The sequence below is a fragment of the Streptomyces yokosukanensis genome (genome assembly GCF_001514035.1).
Classification (GTDB): Bacteria; Actinomycetota; Actinomycetes; order Streptomycetales; family Streptomycetaceae; genus Streptomyces; species Streptomyces yokosukanensis.
This window is the reverse complement of the sequence record NZ_KQ948219.1, coordinates 248,367-265,457: the sequence shown is the minus strand read 5'-3', so window position 1 is coordinate 265,457 and position 17,091 is coordinate 248,367. Positions and strand designations below refer to the sequence as shown.

The 17,091-nt window shown below is 73.9% G+C and carries 8 protein-coding genes; 1 reads left to right on the top strand and 7 read right to left on the bottom strand.

Features of this window, described 5'->3' with window-relative positions; all coding sequences use genetic code 11:
* Nucleotides 1-80: 80 nt before the first annotated feature.
* From AQI95_RS31795 to AQI95_RS31765, 7 genes are all read right to left on the bottom strand, one after another.
* A complete protein-coding gene (locus tag AQI95_RS31795) occupies nucleotides 81-2,315 on the bottom strand; it encodes a bifunctional glycosyltransferase/CDP-glycerol:glycerophosphate glycerophosphotransferase (RefSeq protein ID WP_067131729.1) in 2,235 nt (744 codons plus the stop codon).
* A gap of 6 nt (nucleotides 2,316-2,321) precedes the next feature.
* Nucleotides 2,322-4,523, bottom strand: coding sequence for a bifunctional glycosyltransferase/CDP-glycerol:glycerophosphate glycerophosphotransferase (locus AQI95_RS31790; protein WP_067131726.1), 2,202 nt, complete (start codon nucleotides 4,521-4,523; stop codon nucleotides 2,322-2,324).
* 137 nt (nucleotides 4,524-4,660) lie between these two features.
* Nucleotides 4,661-6,898, bottom strand: coding sequence for a bifunctional glycosyltransferase/CDP-glycerol:glycerophosphate glycerophosphotransferase (locus AQI95_RS31785; protein WP_067131723.1), 2,238 nt, complete (start codon nucleotides 6,896-6,898; stop codon nucleotides 4,661-4,663).
* Between the two features lie 194 nt (nucleotides 6,899-7,092).
* Nucleotides 7,093-8,001 (bottom strand): carbohydrate ABC transporter permease, encoded by a 909-nt coding sequence (locus tag AQI95_RS31780; protein ID WP_067131720.1) that lies wholly within the window; start codon nucleotides 7,999-8,001, stop codon nucleotides 7,093-7,095.
* The gene (locus AQI95_RS31775; protein WP_079071573.1) at nucleotides 7,998-9,350 is read right to left on the bottom strand and encodes a carbohydrate ABC transporter permease; all 1,353 of its coding nucleotides are present in this window, start codon (nucleotides 9,348-9,350) and stop codon (nucleotides 7,998-8,000) included. Before AQI95_RS31775 ends, AQI95_RS31780 begins: the two co-directional genes overlap by 4 nt.
* A 7-nt stretch (nucleotides 9,351-9,357) precedes the next feature.
* Complete coding sequence (locus tag AQI95_RS31770; protein ID WP_067131714.1) at nucleotides 9,358-10,737, bottom strand: ABC transporter substrate-binding protein; 1,380 nt, start codon at nucleotides 10,735-10,737, stop codon at nucleotides 9,358-9,360.
* 174 nt (nucleotides 10,738-10,911) lie between these two features.
* On the bottom strand, nucleotides 10,912-14,868 hold the full coding sequence (locus AQI95_RS31765) for an FHA domain-containing protein (protein ID WP_067131711.1): 3,957 nt from the start codon (nucleotides 14,866-14,868) through the stop codon (nucleotides 10,912-10,914).
* A gap of 427 nt (nucleotides 14,869-15,295) precedes the next feature.
* On the opposite strand from AQI95_RS31765, the gene AQI95_RS31760 reads away from it, so the two are divergent.
* The gene (locus AQI95_RS31760; protein WP_067131709.1) at nucleotides 15,296-16,987 is read left to right on the top strand and encodes a serine/threonine-protein kinase; all 1,692 of its coding nucleotides are present in this window, start codon (nucleotides 15,296-15,298) and stop codon (nucleotides 16,985-16,987) included.
* The last annotated feature ends 104 nt before the right edge of the window (nucleotides 16,988-17,091 follow it).

The following is a 17,091-nucleotide window of genomic DNA, read 5'->3' as shown; positions in this document are numbered from 1 at the left end:
CCGGGTGCCGGTCCCCGTCGACGGGGACCGGCACCCGGGCGCGTGCGTCCGCGGTACGCCTCCTGGGCCGCCCGCGCCTCCTACGCCGACGTCAGGGTGTCGCGCCCCGCCGCCTGCCCGGGGATCCGTACCGCGCTCGCCTCCTGCATCGGCTCGCCCAGCAGCAGCGTCCGTACGACCCGCTCGGCGGCCCGGCCGTCGTCGAACTCGCAGTACCGGGCCCGGAAGCCCGCCCGCAGCTGCGCCGACTCCTCGTCGCGCCAGGATCCCGAGGCGAACAGCCAGGCCAGCTCCCGGTAGGAGTGCGCGACATGGCCCGGCGGCTCGGCGGTGATGTCGACGTAGGCGCCCCGGCTCGCGGTGTACGCGGGCCAGTCGTCGGCGTGCACCACGATCGGCCGGTCCAGGTTGGCGTAGTCGAACATGACCGACGAGTAGTCGGTGACCAGGACGTCCGTCGCGAGCAGTACGTCCGCCGGGTGCGGCTCGTCGGTGGCGTCGACCACGATCCCGCGTCGGGCCAGCTCCCCGAGGCCCATCCCGCGCGCCGGACCGTTCGCCAGCGACGGATGCAGCCGGACCACGAGGGTGTGGCCCTCGCCCAGGTCGGCCGCGAACCGGGCGAGGTCGATGCGGTCCACGTGCCCGCCGCGGCGGTAGTCCCGGCGGGTCGGCGCGTACAGCACGACCGTGTGCCCGGCCGGGATGCCGTACCGCTCGCGGAAGCCGCCGGAGTCGCCGGAGTCGCCGGCGCCGCTCGGGCCGCCGTTCACCAGCACGTCGTTGCGCGGGCTGCCGGTGCGCAGCGAGGTGAAGTGGCAGGGGTAGGCCCGCTCCCAGACCAGCTCGGCGTGGCGGTTCGCGACCAGGCTGTAGTCCCAGCGGTCGGCCCGGCGCAGCATCTGCGGCACGTCGAGGCCGAGCCGGGCGCCCGGCTTGTCCAGCAGATCGGCGCCCAGGTACTTCAGCGGGGTGCCCTGATGGGTGTGGATGTGCACGCTGCCGGGCCGCTTGGCCAGCGTGCCGGGCCAGTTGACGTCGTTCACGAAGAACTTCGCCCGCGCGGTGACCTCCAGACAGCGCCGGGAGCCCACGATCACGTGCTCCACGTCCGGCGGCAGTCGCGCGGCGGTCTCCGCGTCCCGCACCACCCACACCCCGCGCAGCCGCGGGGCGATCTCCCGGGCCTTCGCGTAGACGGCCGCCGGGTCTCCGAGCACGCCCCGGTGCGAGGACGCCGAGTAGACGACGAGCTGCGCGTCCAGGGGGCGGTGCGCGTGCAGGGACGCCCAGCCGGAGCGGGCCCGCGCGGCGGCCGCGCCGCGGACCAGTTCGGCCCGGCGTACCGCCTCCCGCCCGGCCCGCGCCGCCTGCCGCCGGATCCGGTACCCCGTCCAGGAGCCCTCCAGCGCGCCGACCTCGCCGTCGACCAGGGCGTCCTCCGGTTTGTGCGCACGGAACATCGCCGCCGTACGCCGGAAGAACTCGGCCCTGTCGGCGGGCGGCAGCCGGTCCGGCTTCGCCAGGACGTCCAGGCAGTGCTCGCCCATCTTGCGGTGCAGATACGGCCGCCAGCCCCACAGCTCCTCGCGCTGGGCCACGAAGGCGAAGACCCGCTCGTACTGGTCGTGGATGTCGAAGTGCTTGCGGCTGGTCGTGGACAGGATGTTGCCCTGCCGGCGCTGCCGGTAGTTCAGACAGATCCGGTCCAGCGCGGCGATCCGCCGGGCACTGAGCACGACCGGGAAGGTCCAGGGGGTGTCCTCGTAGTAGCCGGGCGGGAAGGAGAAGCCCTCCGACCGGACGAACTCCCGCCGGTAGACCTTGTTCCACACCACCATCAGCAGGTCCAGGACGCGCGGGTACTCCTCGGCGGTGAAGGTGTCCGGACCGGCCTCGGTGAGCACCTCGGCCAGGACGTTGCGCCGGGTGCCGCCCCACCAGTAGGTGCGCGCGTAGTCGAAGACCAGCACGTCCGGGTCCAGGGTCTCGGCCAGCCGGTCGGCGACGGCCCGCAGCGCGCCCGGGGTGAGGGTGTCGTCGCTGTCCAGGAAGAGCAGGTAGTCGCCGGTGGCGTGCGCCAGCCCGGCGTTGCGGGCCCGGCCGAGGCCCACGTTCTCCGGCAGGTGCAGCACCTGCACCCGCGGGTCGCGTGCGGCGTACTCGTCGAGGATCGCGCCGCAGCCGTCCGGGGAGCGGTCGTCCACGGCGATCAGCTCGAAGTCGCCGAAGGACTGCGTCAGCACCGAGTCCAGGCACTCGCGCAGAAAGCCCTGCACCTTGAAACAGGGCACGATGAGACTGAAGCGGGGCACGGCGGGTCAGCTCCTCACGAGGGTCGCGGCGGCCGGGGCGGGGACGCGCTCGGCGAGCGGGATCACCGGCGGCAGCGCCTTCGGCGGCTCGCCGAGCAGCACCCGCCGTACGACCCGCTCGGCCGCCCGCCCGTCGTCGAACTCGCAGAACCGCTCCCGGAACGCGGCCCTGAACGCCGCGGCCCGCGCACCCGCGTACGAGCCGTCCCGGAAGACGGCGGCCAACTGCTCGGGGGTGCGCGCCACCAGGCCGGGCGGCTCGGCCGGCAGATCGAAGTAGACGCCCCGTGTCTCGCGGTAGACGTCCCAGTCGTCGGCGTACACGACGATCGGGCGGTCCAGGTTGGCGTAGTCGAACATGATCGACGAGTAGTCGGTGACCAGCGCGTCGGCGGCCAGGCACACGTCCTCCGAGGAGCGGTGCGCGGTGACGTCGATGACGCGGTCGGATCCCTGCGCGCGGCCCCGGTCGTAGAAGTAGTGGGCCCGCAGCAGCACCACCACGTCGTCGCCGGCCGCCGCGCAGAACGCCTCCAGATCCAGGCCGGGTTCGAATCCGGTGTGGTGGTCGCGGTGGGTCGGCGCGTACAGCACGGCCGTCATGCCCTCCGGGACACCCAGTTCGCGCCGGATGCGCGCCACGTCCTCGCCGGTCGCCGTGGAGTAGACGTCGTTGCGCGGATAGCCGTACTCCAGATGCTCGTACGCGCCGGGGAAGGCGCGCTCCCACACCTGGGTGGAGTGCCGGTTGGCGGAGAGGTTGAAGTCCCAGCGGTCGACCCGGCCCAGCAGCCTGGTGAAGCTGCCCGACCGGGCGGCCACCACCGGATACGTCGACTGGTCCACGCCCATCGTCTTCAGCGGTGTTCCGTGCTGGGTCTGCAAGTGCACGCTGCCGGGCCGCTTGACGACCCCCTCGGCGAAGTTGGCGTTGTTGACCAGGTACGTCGCGCGGGCCAGCACCTCCCAGTAGCGGCGGGAGCCGATCACCGCGTAGTCCACGTCCTTCGGCATCGCGTGCGCCTGGTCGGCCTCGACCAGGAACACCGAGCGGATGTGCGGGGCGAGTTCGCGGGCCTTGGCGTGGATCGCGGCCGGATTGCAGGCGTAACCGCGGCCCCAGTAGGCGCAGTACACCGCGAGGTCGGGATCGAGCGGGCGGCGCAGGTCGAGGGCGTAGCGCAGCCGGGTGCGCAGCATGCGCGGGCGCGGCAGCCACCCGGTGGCCCTGGTGGTCACCCGGTAGGCGCCGCGCAGCGCGCGGAAGGCGGTGTACGCGCCGCTCGCCAGCAGCCGGTGCTGCACCCCCAGGCTGCCGCCGGGCGGTCGGTGGCCGGCCGGCCGGTGGCGCCGGTAGAGGAGGGTCGCGCGGCGGAAGAACGCCCGGTGCCCGGACGGCAGCCGCTCCGGCCGGGACGCCGTCTTCAGCACCTGGCTGAACAGCTGCTCGAACAGCGGCCGGACCCGCGCGGCGGGCAGCGCGCGCTCGGCGGCCCGGGTCAGCACCAGGTCCACCTGGTCGAGCAGGGCGTGCTGGTGCGGCCCCGGCAGATTCAGCCGACTGCCCTGCCGGCGCAGCCGGTGCCGTACGACGACCCGGCGCAGCACCGCGATCCGCCCGGCCGCGATCGTGGTCAGCCCGCCCCAGCCCAGGTCGGTGAAGTGGCTGTCGGGGAAGGTCAGTTCCTGCTCGACGAGGAAGGACCGGCGGTAGACCGCGCTCCACGCCGGCAGCCGTACGCCGGTCAGCTCCGGCAGCTCGGCCGGGGCGAAGCCGCCCTCGGGGGCCTGGGCCAGCAGGGCGGCGGCCGGATTGGTCGGCTCACCCTCCCACCAGGGGGCGCGCTCGTGCTCGACGTGGAGCACGTCCACGCCGCCGGTCTCGGTCAGCCGGGCGTCGAGCGCCGCGAGCGCGCCCGGCAGCAGCAGGTCGTCGCCGTCGAGGAACAGCACGTACGCGCCGGTCGCCGCCCGCATCCCGGCGTTGCGCGCCCCGCTCGGACCGGCGGACGGCGGTGAGTCGACCGGGGTCACCCGGCAGTCCCGCTCCGCGTGACCGGCGGCCACGGCGCCGGCCGCGGAGTCGGGGGCGTCGCAGACCGGGATCAGCTGCAGATCGCCGAAGGACTGGCCGAGAACCGAGTCCAGCGCCTGGGACAGCCGGGCGGCGACCCCGTGGGACGGGACGATGATGCTGAAGCGGGGCATTCTGTTCTTTCTGTCGTCTCACGAACCCGGCCGGGCACGCGGCCTGGCCGTCCCGCCGGACGCCAGGTGGACGGCCGGCTCGGGGTGGGCCGCGTCGAGCCGAGGAGCAGGGGAACTCCCGGAGAGATCAACGCTGTTCAACGCCTCTCGGTGACGGGGAGGGAGCCGGAAGGTTGCGGCACGGTGGCCAGCGGGGTGCGTGCGCAGGCCGACGGCGCCGGATTGCGCTCCTCGAGCGGCACCACCGACGGCAGCCCGTGCTCGCCGAGCACCACATGCCGTACGACCCGTTCGGCGGCGCGTCCGTCGTCGTACGGGCAGAACCGCTCCCGGAACGCCGCCCGCAGCTGGGCCGAGCGGGAGCCGCGCCAATGGCCGGTCGCGAAGATGTCGATCAGCTCGTCCTCGGTGCGCGCGACCGCGCCCGGCGGGAAGGAGCGCAGGTCGAAGTAGGTCCCCCGGGCCGCCCGGTACGCCTGCCAGTCGCCGGTGTGCACCACGATCGGCCGGTCCAGGTTGATGTAGTCGAACATGATCGACGAGTAGTCGGTGACGAGGGCGTCCGAGGCCAGGCAGAGGGACGCGACACTCGGGTGGTCGCTCACGTCGATGACCCGGGTGCCGCTGCCGAGCGGGCCGCCGTGCACGGGGTGGGAGCGGGCCAGGATCACGAAGCGCGGGCCGAGGCGGCGCGCGATCCGCTCCAGGTCCAGCAGCGGGTGCTGGGTGCGCACATGATCGCGGAACGTCGGCGCGTACAGGATCGCGACCGCGTCCTCGGGGATGCCCAGCAGTCCGCGCAGCCGGGCCACGTCCGCGGAGGTCGCCCGCTGGAAGAGGTCGTTGCGCGGGGCGCCGTACTCCAGCGTGGTGTAGCGGCCCGGGAAGACCCGCTCCCAGACGAGCGTGGAATGCCGGTTGCCGGACAGGACGAGGTCCCACTGGTCGACACCGCGCAGCAGCTCCGCGAAGTCGGTGTCACGGGCCGCCGCCGGTCGCTCCTGCAGGTCCAGGCCCATGTGCTTGAGCGGGGTGCCCTGCCGGGTCTGGATCACCGTCTGCCCGCGCCGCTTGCGCAGGTGCCGGTCCAGCAGGTCGTCGGTGACCAGGTACTTGGAGCGGGCCAGCGCCGTCCAGTAGGCGGCGGTGCCGGGCCGCAGCCGGTGCGGGCCGGGCGGGACCGAGTGCTGGTGCTCGGGGCGGGTGATCCACGCGGTGCGGATGTGCGGGGCGAGGCTGCGGAACGCCTCCTCCAGGGCGCCCGGATCGCCGCTGTGCCCGCGGCCCGATCCGGAGGTGAACACCGCCCGATCGGCGCGCACGGGCAGCCGCAACTGGATCCGGTAGTGCAGCCGCAGCGCCCCGGCGCGCACGGCGCGCGCCAGCTTCACCACCGACTTCAGCGCGCGCCGGCGCACGGCCGAGGCCAGTTGCAGCGCCCGGAACGTGCGGTGCAGGCCGAAGCGGACCAGGGCGTGCCGCAACCGCAGCCGGGCCCCCGGGACGTGATGGCGGCGGCAGTGGGCGCGGGCCCGGCGCAGGAACTCGGCGTGGCTGCCGCGCGGCAGCCGGCCCCGCTTGGTGAACACCGTCGCGCAGTGGTCGACCATGCGGCGGAACAACTCCGGCCGCCACCGGGCCAGTTCGGGATGCTCCTCGACATAGGCGAACACCCGGTCGTACTGCTCGAACAGATCGAAGTGCTTGTGGCTGGTGGTGCCGAGGATGCTGCCCTGCCGGCGCTGCCGGTAGTGCACGCACACCCGGTTCAGCGTGGCGATCGAACCCGCCGTCATCAGCACCGGGAAGGTCCAGGGGGTGTCCTCGTAGTAGCCCGGCGGGAAGGCGAAGCCGTGCTCCTGGACGAACTCCCGCCGGTAGGCCTTGTTCCAGGCCACCATCAGCACGCCGAGCAGCCCCGGCCGGTCCTCCAGGCGGAACGCCGCCGGGCCCTGCTCGGCGAGCTGGGCGGCGAGTTGGTTGCGCACCTGGCGGCCGTCCCAGTACGTGCGCGCGTAGTCGTACACCAAAACGTCGGGCTCGCCGGACTCCTTGATCCGGTCGGCCACGGCCGTGAGCGCGTCCGGGGTGAGCGTGTCATCGCTGTCGAGGAAGACCAGGTAGTCGCCGCTCGCCTCGGCCATCCCCGCGTTCCGGGCCCGGCCGAGCCCCTGGTTCTCGGCCAGGTGCACGGGCCGCACGCGCGCGTCACGAGCCGCGTACTCGTCGATGATCGCTCCGCAGGCGTCCGGTGAGCAGTCGTCCACCGCGATCAGTTCCAGATCGGGCCACGATTGCGAGAGCACCGAGTCCAGGCACTCCGAGAGATACGCCTGGACCTTGTACACGGGGACAATGACACTGAACCTGGGCAAGGGACATCCATGGGTCGTCGGTCGGCGCGGGGGCTTTGACCTGGAACGGCCGATGGGGTGAATCGGTTACGGTTTCGTACGGCATGTGGGGGACACGGCCGTCGCGCCCCCGCGGAACATCCCCGGAAACCGGGGACAGAGGCGGACCGCACACGATGCGCGGCCCGCCCCCGGCGGAGTGTCCCGGTGCGCGGCTACTTGACCGCGCCCGCCATCACCCCGGAGACGAACTGCCGCTGGAACGCGAAGAACACCGCCAGCGGGATCACCATGGAGATGAACGCGCCGGGCGCCAGCACGTCGATGTTGTTGCCGAACTGCCGTACCTGCGTCTGCAGCGCGACCGTGATCGGCTGGGTGCCCGACTTGGTGAACACCAGCGCCACCAGCATGTCGTTCCACACCCACAGGAACTGGAAGATGCCGAGGCTCGCGATCGCCGGCCCGCCGAGCGGCATCACCACCCGGGCGAACAGCCGCAGTTCCCCGGCGCCGTCGAGCCGGGCCGCCTCCAGCAGCTCCCGCGGGATCTCCGCGAAGAAGTTCCGCAGCAGGAACACCGCGAACGGCAGACCGAAGCCGGTGTGGAACAGGATCACCCCGAAAATCGTCCCGAACAGGCCGAGCTTGCCGAACAGCTCGGCGATCGGGATCAGCGCCACCTGCACCGGCACCACCAGCAGGCTCACCACGCCCAGGAACCACCAGTCCCGGCCCGGGAACTCCATCCACGCGAACGCGTAGCCCGCGAGCGCGCCGATCACCACGACCAGCACCGTCGCCGGCACCGTGATCAGCACGGTGTTCAGCAGGGAGTGGGTGATGTCGCCGTTCTCCAGCAGCTTTCGGTAGCTGTCGAAGGTGATCTGGGACGGCTTGGAGAACACCGTCCACCAGCCGCTCGCGCTCATGTCCTCGGGCGCGCGCAGCGAGGAGACGAGCAGACCGATCGTCGGCACCAGCCAGAACAGGCCCACGACGATCAGGAACACCCGGACCAGGCCGCCGCTCAGCTTCTCGGCGATCCTCGAACCGAGCGACCGCCGCGCCCGAACCGCCTGGACGGGACCGACTTCCGTGACGCTCCTGGCGGTCGCCGTCATCGCCGCACCTCCCGCCTCAGCCGACGGATGTTGAACGCCATCACCGGGATCACCAGCACCAGCAGCAGCACCGCGATCGCGCTCGCGACGCCCGGCCGGCCCTCCGCGAAGCCCTTGCGGTACAGCTCCAGGGCGAGCACGTTCGCGTCGTCCTGGGACGAGCCCGGCGCGATGATGTACACGAGGTCGAACACCTTCAGCACATTGATCATCAGCGTGACGGCGACCACCGCGAGGACCGGCGCGAGCAGCGGCACGGTGACCTTGCGGAAGACCTGCCACTCGTTGGCACCGTCCACCCGCGCCGCCTCCAGCAGCTCCCGGGGCACACCCGCGAGCCCCGCCGCGATCAGCACCATCGCGAAGCCCGCCCACATCCACACGTACGCCCCGATGACCGCCGGGGTGACCAGCGCCGGGCCGAGCCACTCGACACCGTTGTACGGCTCCCTGAAGTTGCTTGCCGGAAGCCGCAGTCGAGCCCCGTCGGCGGACGCGGGCAGGGTGAAGGTGCCGTCGCCGGACGCCCGGGTGGAGGCCACCACCTTGCCGTCCTTCACCGCCTCGATCCGCATCCCGGCATAGCCCAGCTCGGACGGATCGGGCGCGCCGAGCCGTCCCACGCCCTTGCCGCGCGTGAAGTCCTGCCAGGTGGTGCCGGTGATCCGCCCCGGCTGCGGCTCGGCCGCCGCGGCCTTCCGCGCGTCGTGCGGCATCTGGTCCGGGGCGACGCCGACGAGCGGGAGGGCGACGGCCCGGCCGGTGTGCACGGCCGCCGCGGTGACGAACCCGCCGTGATCGGGTTCGAGCGGCGACTCGCGGCCCGGATGGGCGCTGGGGAACGCCGACGACTGCGCGAAGGTGTCGTGGACGCCCACCCACACCGCGTTCGCGACGCCCTTGTGCGGATCCTGGTCGTACACCAGCCGGAAGATGATCCCGGCCGCCAGCATCGAGATCGCCATCGGCATGAAGACGACCAGCTTGAACGCCGTTCCCCAGCGCACCCGTTCGGTCAGCACCGCGAAGATCAGCCCGAGCGCGGTGGAGACCGTCGGCGCGAACACCACCCAGATGACGTTGTTCTTCAGAGCGGTGCGGATGCCGTCGTCCGTGAAGAGGGTCTTGTAGTTGTCGACGCCCGCGAAACCGTCGCCGGAGTTGTCGTAGAAGCTGCGGACGATCGAGTACCCGATCGGGTAGACCACGAGCGCGCCGAGCAGCACCAGGGCGGGCAGCAGGAACAGGGCTGCCACGGCCTTGCGGGTGCCGGTCACGCTCTGACGGTTGTGACGACCGCGGGGCGCGGCGGGACCCGGTGGGGCCCCGGCCGCCGCTGCCGACGCCATCGCCGGATCAGCTCCCGCTTCCGTAGGCGGCCGCCGCGTCCTTCTCCAGCTTCGCCTGGGCGCCCGCCACGTCCGTCGGGTTCTTCAGGAAGTCCTGCAGGTCCTTCCACTCGCCCTTGCCCGGGGTGCCGCCGAAGGCCTGCGGGGCCTGGTCGGACATGTCGAAGCGGAAGTCGTCCCCGGATGCGATCAGCGCCCCCGCGATCTTCTGCTGCACCGCGTTCGGGTACGCCGAGACCGGCACGTTCTTGTTCGGCGAGAGATAGCCGCCGAGCTTCGCCTGGATCGTCGCCGCGTCCGGGGAGGCGAGGAAGGTGGCCAGGGCCTGCGCCGCCTTGGAGTCCTTCAGGATCACGGCCGCGTCGCCGCCGGAGACCACGGGCGCGGTGGAGCCGACGGCCGGGAACGGGAACACCTTCGCGTCCGTGCCCACCTTCGCCTTGGTCTCAGCGATGTTGACCTGCACGAAGTCGCCCTCGTAGACCATCGCGGCCTTCGGCTGGTCGCCACCGGTGAAGGTCTGGGTGACCGAGGCCGGGAACTCCGTCTGCAGCGCGCCGTCCTGACCGCCCGCCAGATAGTCCTTCTTGCCCCAGATCTGGGCGAGGGTCGTCAGCGCCTGCTCGACCGAGGGGTCCGTCCACTTGATCTTGTGCTGGGCGAGCTGGTCGTACTTCTCGGGCCCCGCCTGGGACAGATACACGTTCTCGAACCAGTCCGTCAGCGGCCAGCCGTCCGCGCCCGGCACCGAGAACGGGGTGACTCCGGAGTCGTACACCGCGCGCGCCGCCGTCAGCAGGTCCTTCCAGGTCTTCGGCTCCTGGGCGCCCGCGTTGGCGAAGACCTTGGCGTTGTACCAGATCAGCGACTTGTTGGCGGCCTTGTAGTAGACGCCGTACTGCTTGCCGCCGACCTTGCCGATGTCCTGCCAGCCCTGCGAGTAGTTCTGCTGAAGCTCCTTCAGGGCGTCCGGTCCGAGCGGCTTGGCCCAGTTCTTCTGCACAGCCTGCTTGATGGCGCCGGGCTGCGGCAGCATGGCCACGTCCGGCGGCTGGCCGCCCGCGATCTTCGAACCGAGGAAGTTGATGATCGGGTCCTGGGCGGGCACGAAAGTGACGCTCGCGCCGGTGCGCTTCTCGAACTCGGCGAGAACCTTCTTGAAGTTGGCCTGCTCGGCGCCGGTCCAGACGGCGGCCACTTCGAGATGGGCGCCGTTCAGTCGAGGCAGGGTGACGGTGGAGCCGCTCGGGGTCTGATCCCCGCCGCCCTCCCCCTTGTCGTTGCCGTCGCCGCTGGAGCACGCGGTGAGCGCGAGCGCTCCCGCGAGCAGCGCGGCGAGTGTGGTGACGGCCCTGTGTGTCCGGATGGTGCTGCTCTTGCTGCGCATCACTTCCCCGTTCGTCGTTCTCCGTTGAACGTCGGCGGACGTCGTCGAACCTCAGAACTCGGTCCCGTGGGCTCCGGTGTACGCCGGGCCGTTCATGGCGGGCAAGAGCGCCTGCGGTGTCCGACGGGTCATCGTGACCGGCTCGTGACCAGGGGGGTATGCGTCTCTCTTCGGCTACAGCAGGGACGGCACCCGGGCCGCCGACACCTCCCGGGCCGCCCGCTCCACCGCGCTCGCCAACAGGGCCAGGTCGGTGGGGCCGTTGCCCAGCTCCCGCACCGGTCGGCGGGCCGGCGGGTCGCCCATGCGCTGCCAGTCCAGCGGGACGACCGTCGGCCGCTGGGTCGCCGTGCGCGGGATACGGCCCGTCACCCGGCCCCCCTGGAAGCCCGCGGCCCGCCCGTCCGCGAGCGCCAGCTTCCCCCGACCCGGCGCCGGTTCGTCCGGGCCCTGCAGCGGAGCGTCGAGCACGACCCGCAGCGCCGCCCGCCGCGCGGGCTCCGTCTGCGCCGTACGCCCCCCGGGCCCGGACGCCGCCACCAGATGCACCCCGAGCCGCTCGCCGTCCCGGGCGACCGCCTCCAGCGCACGCATCACCGACCCGGCGGCGGGCCGGCCCGGCGAGCCGAGCGAGGGCGAGACCAGGGCGTCCAGATCGTCGACGACGACCACGAGACGCGGCAACGGCGGTGCGGCCTCGGCCTGTTGCCGCGCGGCCGCCCCCGGCCGCAGCCGCAGGGTGGAGCTGGGCGGCGCTTCTATGTCGCCGTTCGAGGAGGTGCGCTGCGCCACGACCCGGCCCGACGCCGTGCGTCCCGCGTGCCACTGCGCGAAGTCCGTCCGGCCCAGCAGCTCGGTCCGCCGCTTCAGCTCGGCGGACAGTGACTGGGCGAACTCCCGCATCCGCACCGGGTCGTTGGCGACGAGATGCGTGGTGACATGCGGTATGTCGGTGCACACCCGCAGGCCCTCGCCGTGCGCCGCGCCCGTCCCGACACCGTCCCGGCCGTCGACCAGCACCACGCCCAGCCGGTCCGGCCGCTCGGCGGCGGCCAGCGAGGCCACCACGGCCCGCAGCAACTCCGTACGACCGCTGCCGGCCGGCCCCTCGATCAGCAGATGAGGCCCGTCGGCCACCAGATCGGCGGTGAGCGGGCCGCGCGGCCCGGCACCCAGCACCGCCCGCGCCCGGCCACCCCGCGCCCGGCTGTCGTCCGCGGCGTCCGCCCAGCGCGCCATCAGCGACGCCGGGGTGGCCCGGGCCAGCCCCAACTCGTCCAGCAGCCGCGCCGACTGCGGCAACGGCGCGGCCACGCGCGTGTCCCGCGCGTCGGCCGGACCGTCCGGCCTGAGCGGCGCGAGCGCCCGCGCGAACCGCTCCGCCCAGGCGGGGGAGACCGCGTCCACGGCGCCGTGTGTGCCCGCGCCGACGGGCCCGCTCGGCGCCACCCGCAGCAGGTGCAGCGCGGTCGCGACATCACCGCTGAGCAGCGCGACGGCGCCGCAGCGCCGGAACGTCGGCGCCACCGCGCACGCGGCCTCGTACGTCAGCGCCACGGGGGAGGCGGGCGAGGCCGGCTCCGTCTCTGCGAGACAGATCACATGGATCCCGGCCCGCGGCCCGGCCACGGCGAGCCGCGCCACGGCGTCCCGCAGCGCGCCGCCGCCGGGATCCCCGTCCACGACGACGACGGTGTACGGCCCGCCGAATCCCCCGCCCGCGCCGGCCTCGGCATCCCCCATGGCCCAGGAGGGCCGACGAGCGGGGGAACCGGCCGGGGCGGAGCCCGGGAGAGCGCCGGGGGCGCCGTGCCCGGCGTGGGCGGCAGCGAGTCCCTCGGACGACGCGGTGGGGGCGCAGGGACGGCCCGGAGTTGGAGTTGGTGTCCGGTCCGGTACGCCGGGGATGCCGGAGGCGTGGGGGGACGTGGGGGAAGGGGCGCCGTGGGCGTGCCCGGACGGGGGGTCGCCGAGGTGGCCGGGGGCGAATCCCTGGGCCGGTACGCCGGGGCTGCCGTGCGCGTGCCCGGACGCGGGGCCGCCGAGGTGCCCGGGGTCGGCCCCCTGGGGCGACGCCCCGGGGGCGCCGGAGGCGTGGGGGGAGCCGTGTGCGGAGGTGCCGGGACGGCCGGAAGCGACTGCCTGGTCGGGTGCGCCCGGGGTGGCGGGGGCGATGCCGCCGCCGTCGGCCGGGGCCGGGAAGGGCGCGGGTGCGTCGGCGGTGCCCTGCGAGGGTGTGCCCGAGGGGAAGGCTTGGGCGACGGCGTCCGGGCGGGAGCCGGGCGCCGTGGCGTCGGCCGGGTCGCCGGGTGCGGGTGCCGTGGCGCGCCCGGGGTGGGCCGCGCTTCTGCCGGTCGCCGCGTGGTCGTCCACCCGGCGCAGCAGCTCCTGCGCGCGGGCCGCCGCCTGTTCGCGGTCGTAGGCCAGCAGCAGTCGGCAGTCCTGGCCGTGGCCCGGCCGGATGTGCGGGAGCCAGCCCAGCCAGGACCACTCGGCCGTGCGCTCTTCCACGGAGCGCGAGCGGTCGGCGCTGATCAGCACGATCTCCAGCTGGTCGGGGGAGTGCAGCGCGGCCAGCTGGGCGAGCACGGCGCGGGCCAGCCCGGACAGCCGGGGGCGCGGACCGGCCAGGCCCAGTGCGCCCGCCTCGCGCAGTGCCGCCGTCACGGGCACCGCGGGCAGCAGGCCGGAGCCGTCCGGTGCGCTCCGGTCGGCGGTGCCGAGCCGCACGGTCAGCGCCTCCGCGTGGCCGGGCCCGCGCTCCCACAGCCGGGGCCCGGGACCGAGCGCCGTGAGCAGGAGTGCGGCGGGATCCGGCCAGATGTCCGGCTGCTGCGGGGCGACGGCCGCCTGGGCGGTGCCGGTGCGGGCCGGGGAGCCGTCGTACGCCTCGGGGCCCACGGGCTGCTGCTCACCGCGTCCGCCGGTCAGCCGGCGCGCCCACGCGCCGAGCCCACGCCGCCGCGCCCCCGGGGACACACCGGTGCCGCTGCCGGTGCCGCCGCCGGGGGTGCCTTCACGGCCGTGCGCCCGCGGATCCTCGCCGGGCTCGGGGGCACCGTGAGCGGGCCCGTGTTCCGCCGCGTCGCCGTACGGCGCCCCGGCGGCCGAGCCCGATCCGCCGACGCCGAAGCGGCCGGCGTGCGTGTCCCCGTCGCCGCGGTTCTCGATGGTCGGCGCCCCGGCCTGCCCCGGCACCACGCCGGGCTCCGCGCGCCGATGCTCCAGCCCGCCGCCCCCGGAGGCCCCCCACCCCGCCGCGTCACGACCGTGCGGGGCCCCCGAGCTCCCCGGCCAGGCATCACCCGCCCCCACCGAGGGCCCTCCACCGCCACGCGGACCACTCACACGGCCCGACACGGCCCCGGCCCCGCGGGGGCCATCCGCGCCCGACGACGATTCGCGCACAGGTGGTGCGGGTGAGGAACCGGGTCCGGCCGGAGGCCGGACCGCGTCGCGGCCGCCCGGCGCAACCCTGACCGCCCCCTCCCCGTCGGCCACGGTCTCCACCCGCGGCCCCCCGCCCGGAGCGACCCGCAGCGCCGACTCCCCGATCCGCAGCAGGCCCCCGGCAGGGACCCGCACCGGACGCTCGCCCACCCGCGTCCCGTCCAGCGTCGTCCCGTTCGTCGAGCCGAGGTCGGCGACCGAGACGCGGCCGTCCGCGCCGACGGTGACCGCGCAGTGCAGCCGGGACACGTCGGGGTCGTCGAGCGGCACGTCCGCGTCGTCCGAGCGGCCCACGGTGATCCGGCCGCCGTGCAGCAGATGGACCCCGCCCGCGTCCGGGCCCGCGACGACATGCAGCTGGGTCGGCGCGTCGTCCAGTTCGGGATGGGGCTCGGCGACGGCCGGGGCACCCAGGGACAGCACGGCGCCGTCGACCAGCGGAGGCTCGCCGAGCGTGCGGCGGCGCGGGTCGAGGCGTTCGGTGCCGGCGTACAGCACCACGGGCGCACCGCCGGTGTCGCGGCCCGCGCCGCCCTCGCCGGTGACCGCCCCGGCCAGCGCGGACGCGACCGCGGCGAGGTCCGTGCCGGTGGGCGCCGTGACCAGCACGTCGCGGCTCGCGGCGCGGCCCCGCGGCGAGGACGGGCCGAGCGGGTCTACGACGGTCAGCCGGATCTGCATCGGCGTCAGCGGTCCCTTCTGCGCGGGTCTGCGCGGGACGGACTTCCCCCCACCCCACACGAGCACGTCGGCCAGTACTGGAAGGCATCCTCGCACCTGCCACCGACAACGCGCCCCGGACCCGGTGACAAGTGATCTTGATTGGTCGGCTCTGCCCCCAAAAGTGCCTGACCGGTGCCGTACCGGGGATCAGTTGAGATCGATCACGTCCGACTTCGGCAACCAGTCGACCGGGTCGTGCGTCTTCCCGTCGAACTCTTCGTTCCGGCCGGTCATGTCGAGTCGTGTCGAGTCATGCCAAAGCTTTCGAACATCTCGAACATGCTCGGTAACGCTTGCGTAGTGCCCAGAAGGGCGGCACTACAGTGGGGCGGAACATCCGGAATGCAGGCAAGCAAGCAGCAGCAAGCAGCAGGGAGCGCGTGACGTGCGGCCAGTCGGCAGCAAGTACCTGCTTGAGGAGCCGCTCGGACGCGGCGCCACAGGCACTGTCTGGCGTGCCCGCCAGCGCGAGACCGCGGGCGCCGAGGCGGCCGTGGCCGGGCAGCCCGGCGAGACGGTCGCGATCAAGGTCCTCAAGGAGGAGCTGGCGAGCGATCCGGACATCGTGATGCGCTTCCTGCGAGAGCGCTCCGTCCTGCTCCGCCTCACCCACCCGAACATCGTCCGGGTCCGCGACCTGGTCGTGGAGGGTGATCTGCTGGCGCTGGTCATGGATCTCGTCGACGGCCCCGACCTGCACCGCTACCTGCGCGAGAACGGCTCCTTCTCGCCGGTCGCCGCCGCGCTGATGACCGCGCAGATCGCCGACGCGCTCGCCGCGAGTCATGCCGACGGCGTCGTCCACCGCGACCTGAAGCCCGCCAACGTGCTGCTCGCGCAGAACGACGGCCGGATGCACCCGATGCTGACCGACTTCGGCATCGCCCGCCTCGCGGACTCCCCGGGTCTGACCCGTACCCAGGAGTTCGTCGGCACGCCCGCGTACGTGGCACCGGAGTCCGCCGAGGGCCGCCCGCAGACCTCCGCGGTCGACATCTACGGCGCCGGCATCCTGCTGTACGAGCTGGTCACCGGCCGCCCGCCGTTCGCCGGCAGCACGGCCCTGGAGGTCCTGCACCAGCACCTGAGCGCCGAGCCGCGCCGCCCCTCCACCGTCCCGGACCCGCTGTGGACCGTCATAGAGCGCTGCCTGCGCAAGGACCCGGCGCAGCGGCCGAGCGCCGAGAACCTCGCCCGCGGCCTGCGGGTCGTCGCCGAGGGCGTCGGTGTGCACGCGAACGCCGCGCAGATCGCGGCCGCCGAGGGGGTCGGCGCGCTGCTCGCCCCCGACCCGGACCCGACCGCCGTCCCGGGCGTGCCCGGCGCCGCCGACCCCACCCAGGTGCTGCCCACGAACGCGCCACAGGGGTCGTACGGCCAGAACGACCCGAACGCGGCGACCAGCGTGCTGCCGCACACCGGCGCGCCCCTCGGTGCCGCCGACCCCACCGCCGTACTGCCGAACACGGGCGCGGCGGACCCGACGGCGGTGCTGCCGAACACGGGCCCGCAGGGGCAGCAGCCCGAGCAGCCGCACCCCTGGCAGACCCAGCTGCGCGCGGCCCGCGACCGCAACGAGCAGACGCAGGTCCAGTACCTGTCCCCGGAGGACGACCCGCTGCACCACCGGCCGCAGCGGCAGGTGACCCGGCCCGCGCAGGCGCCGCGCCAGGCCCCGCAGCCCCGCCCGCAGCAGCCGCAGCCGCGCGGCCGGCAGCAGGGATACCAGCAGGGGTACGGCTACGCCCCGCAGCAGCAGCCCCAGCAGTACGCCCCGCCGCAGCAGCCCCAGCAGTACGCGCCGCCCGCGCCGGAGCCGCAGCGCCCCGCGCGCGAGCCGCGCGCGCCGCGGCAGCGCAGCGCCAACCCCATGAAGATCCCGGGGCTCGGCTGTCTGAAGGGCTGCCTGTTCACGATCGTCATCCTGGTCGTGGCGAGCTGGCTGATCTATGAGCTGACCCCGCTGCACACCTGGATCGGCCAGGGCCGCAGCTACTGGCACGAGGTGACCCACTGGATCCACCAGACGGGCAAGTGGGTCAAGGACCTGGGCGGCTCCTCGGGCGGCGGCAACTGAACCCCGTACTCGCGGTAACTGGCCGCGAGTTTGCGGATTTGTCGACACCTGGCGGGTGATTTCCGCCTCGGCGGTGAAGGTTGGCTCGTCGGACGCGTAGTTTT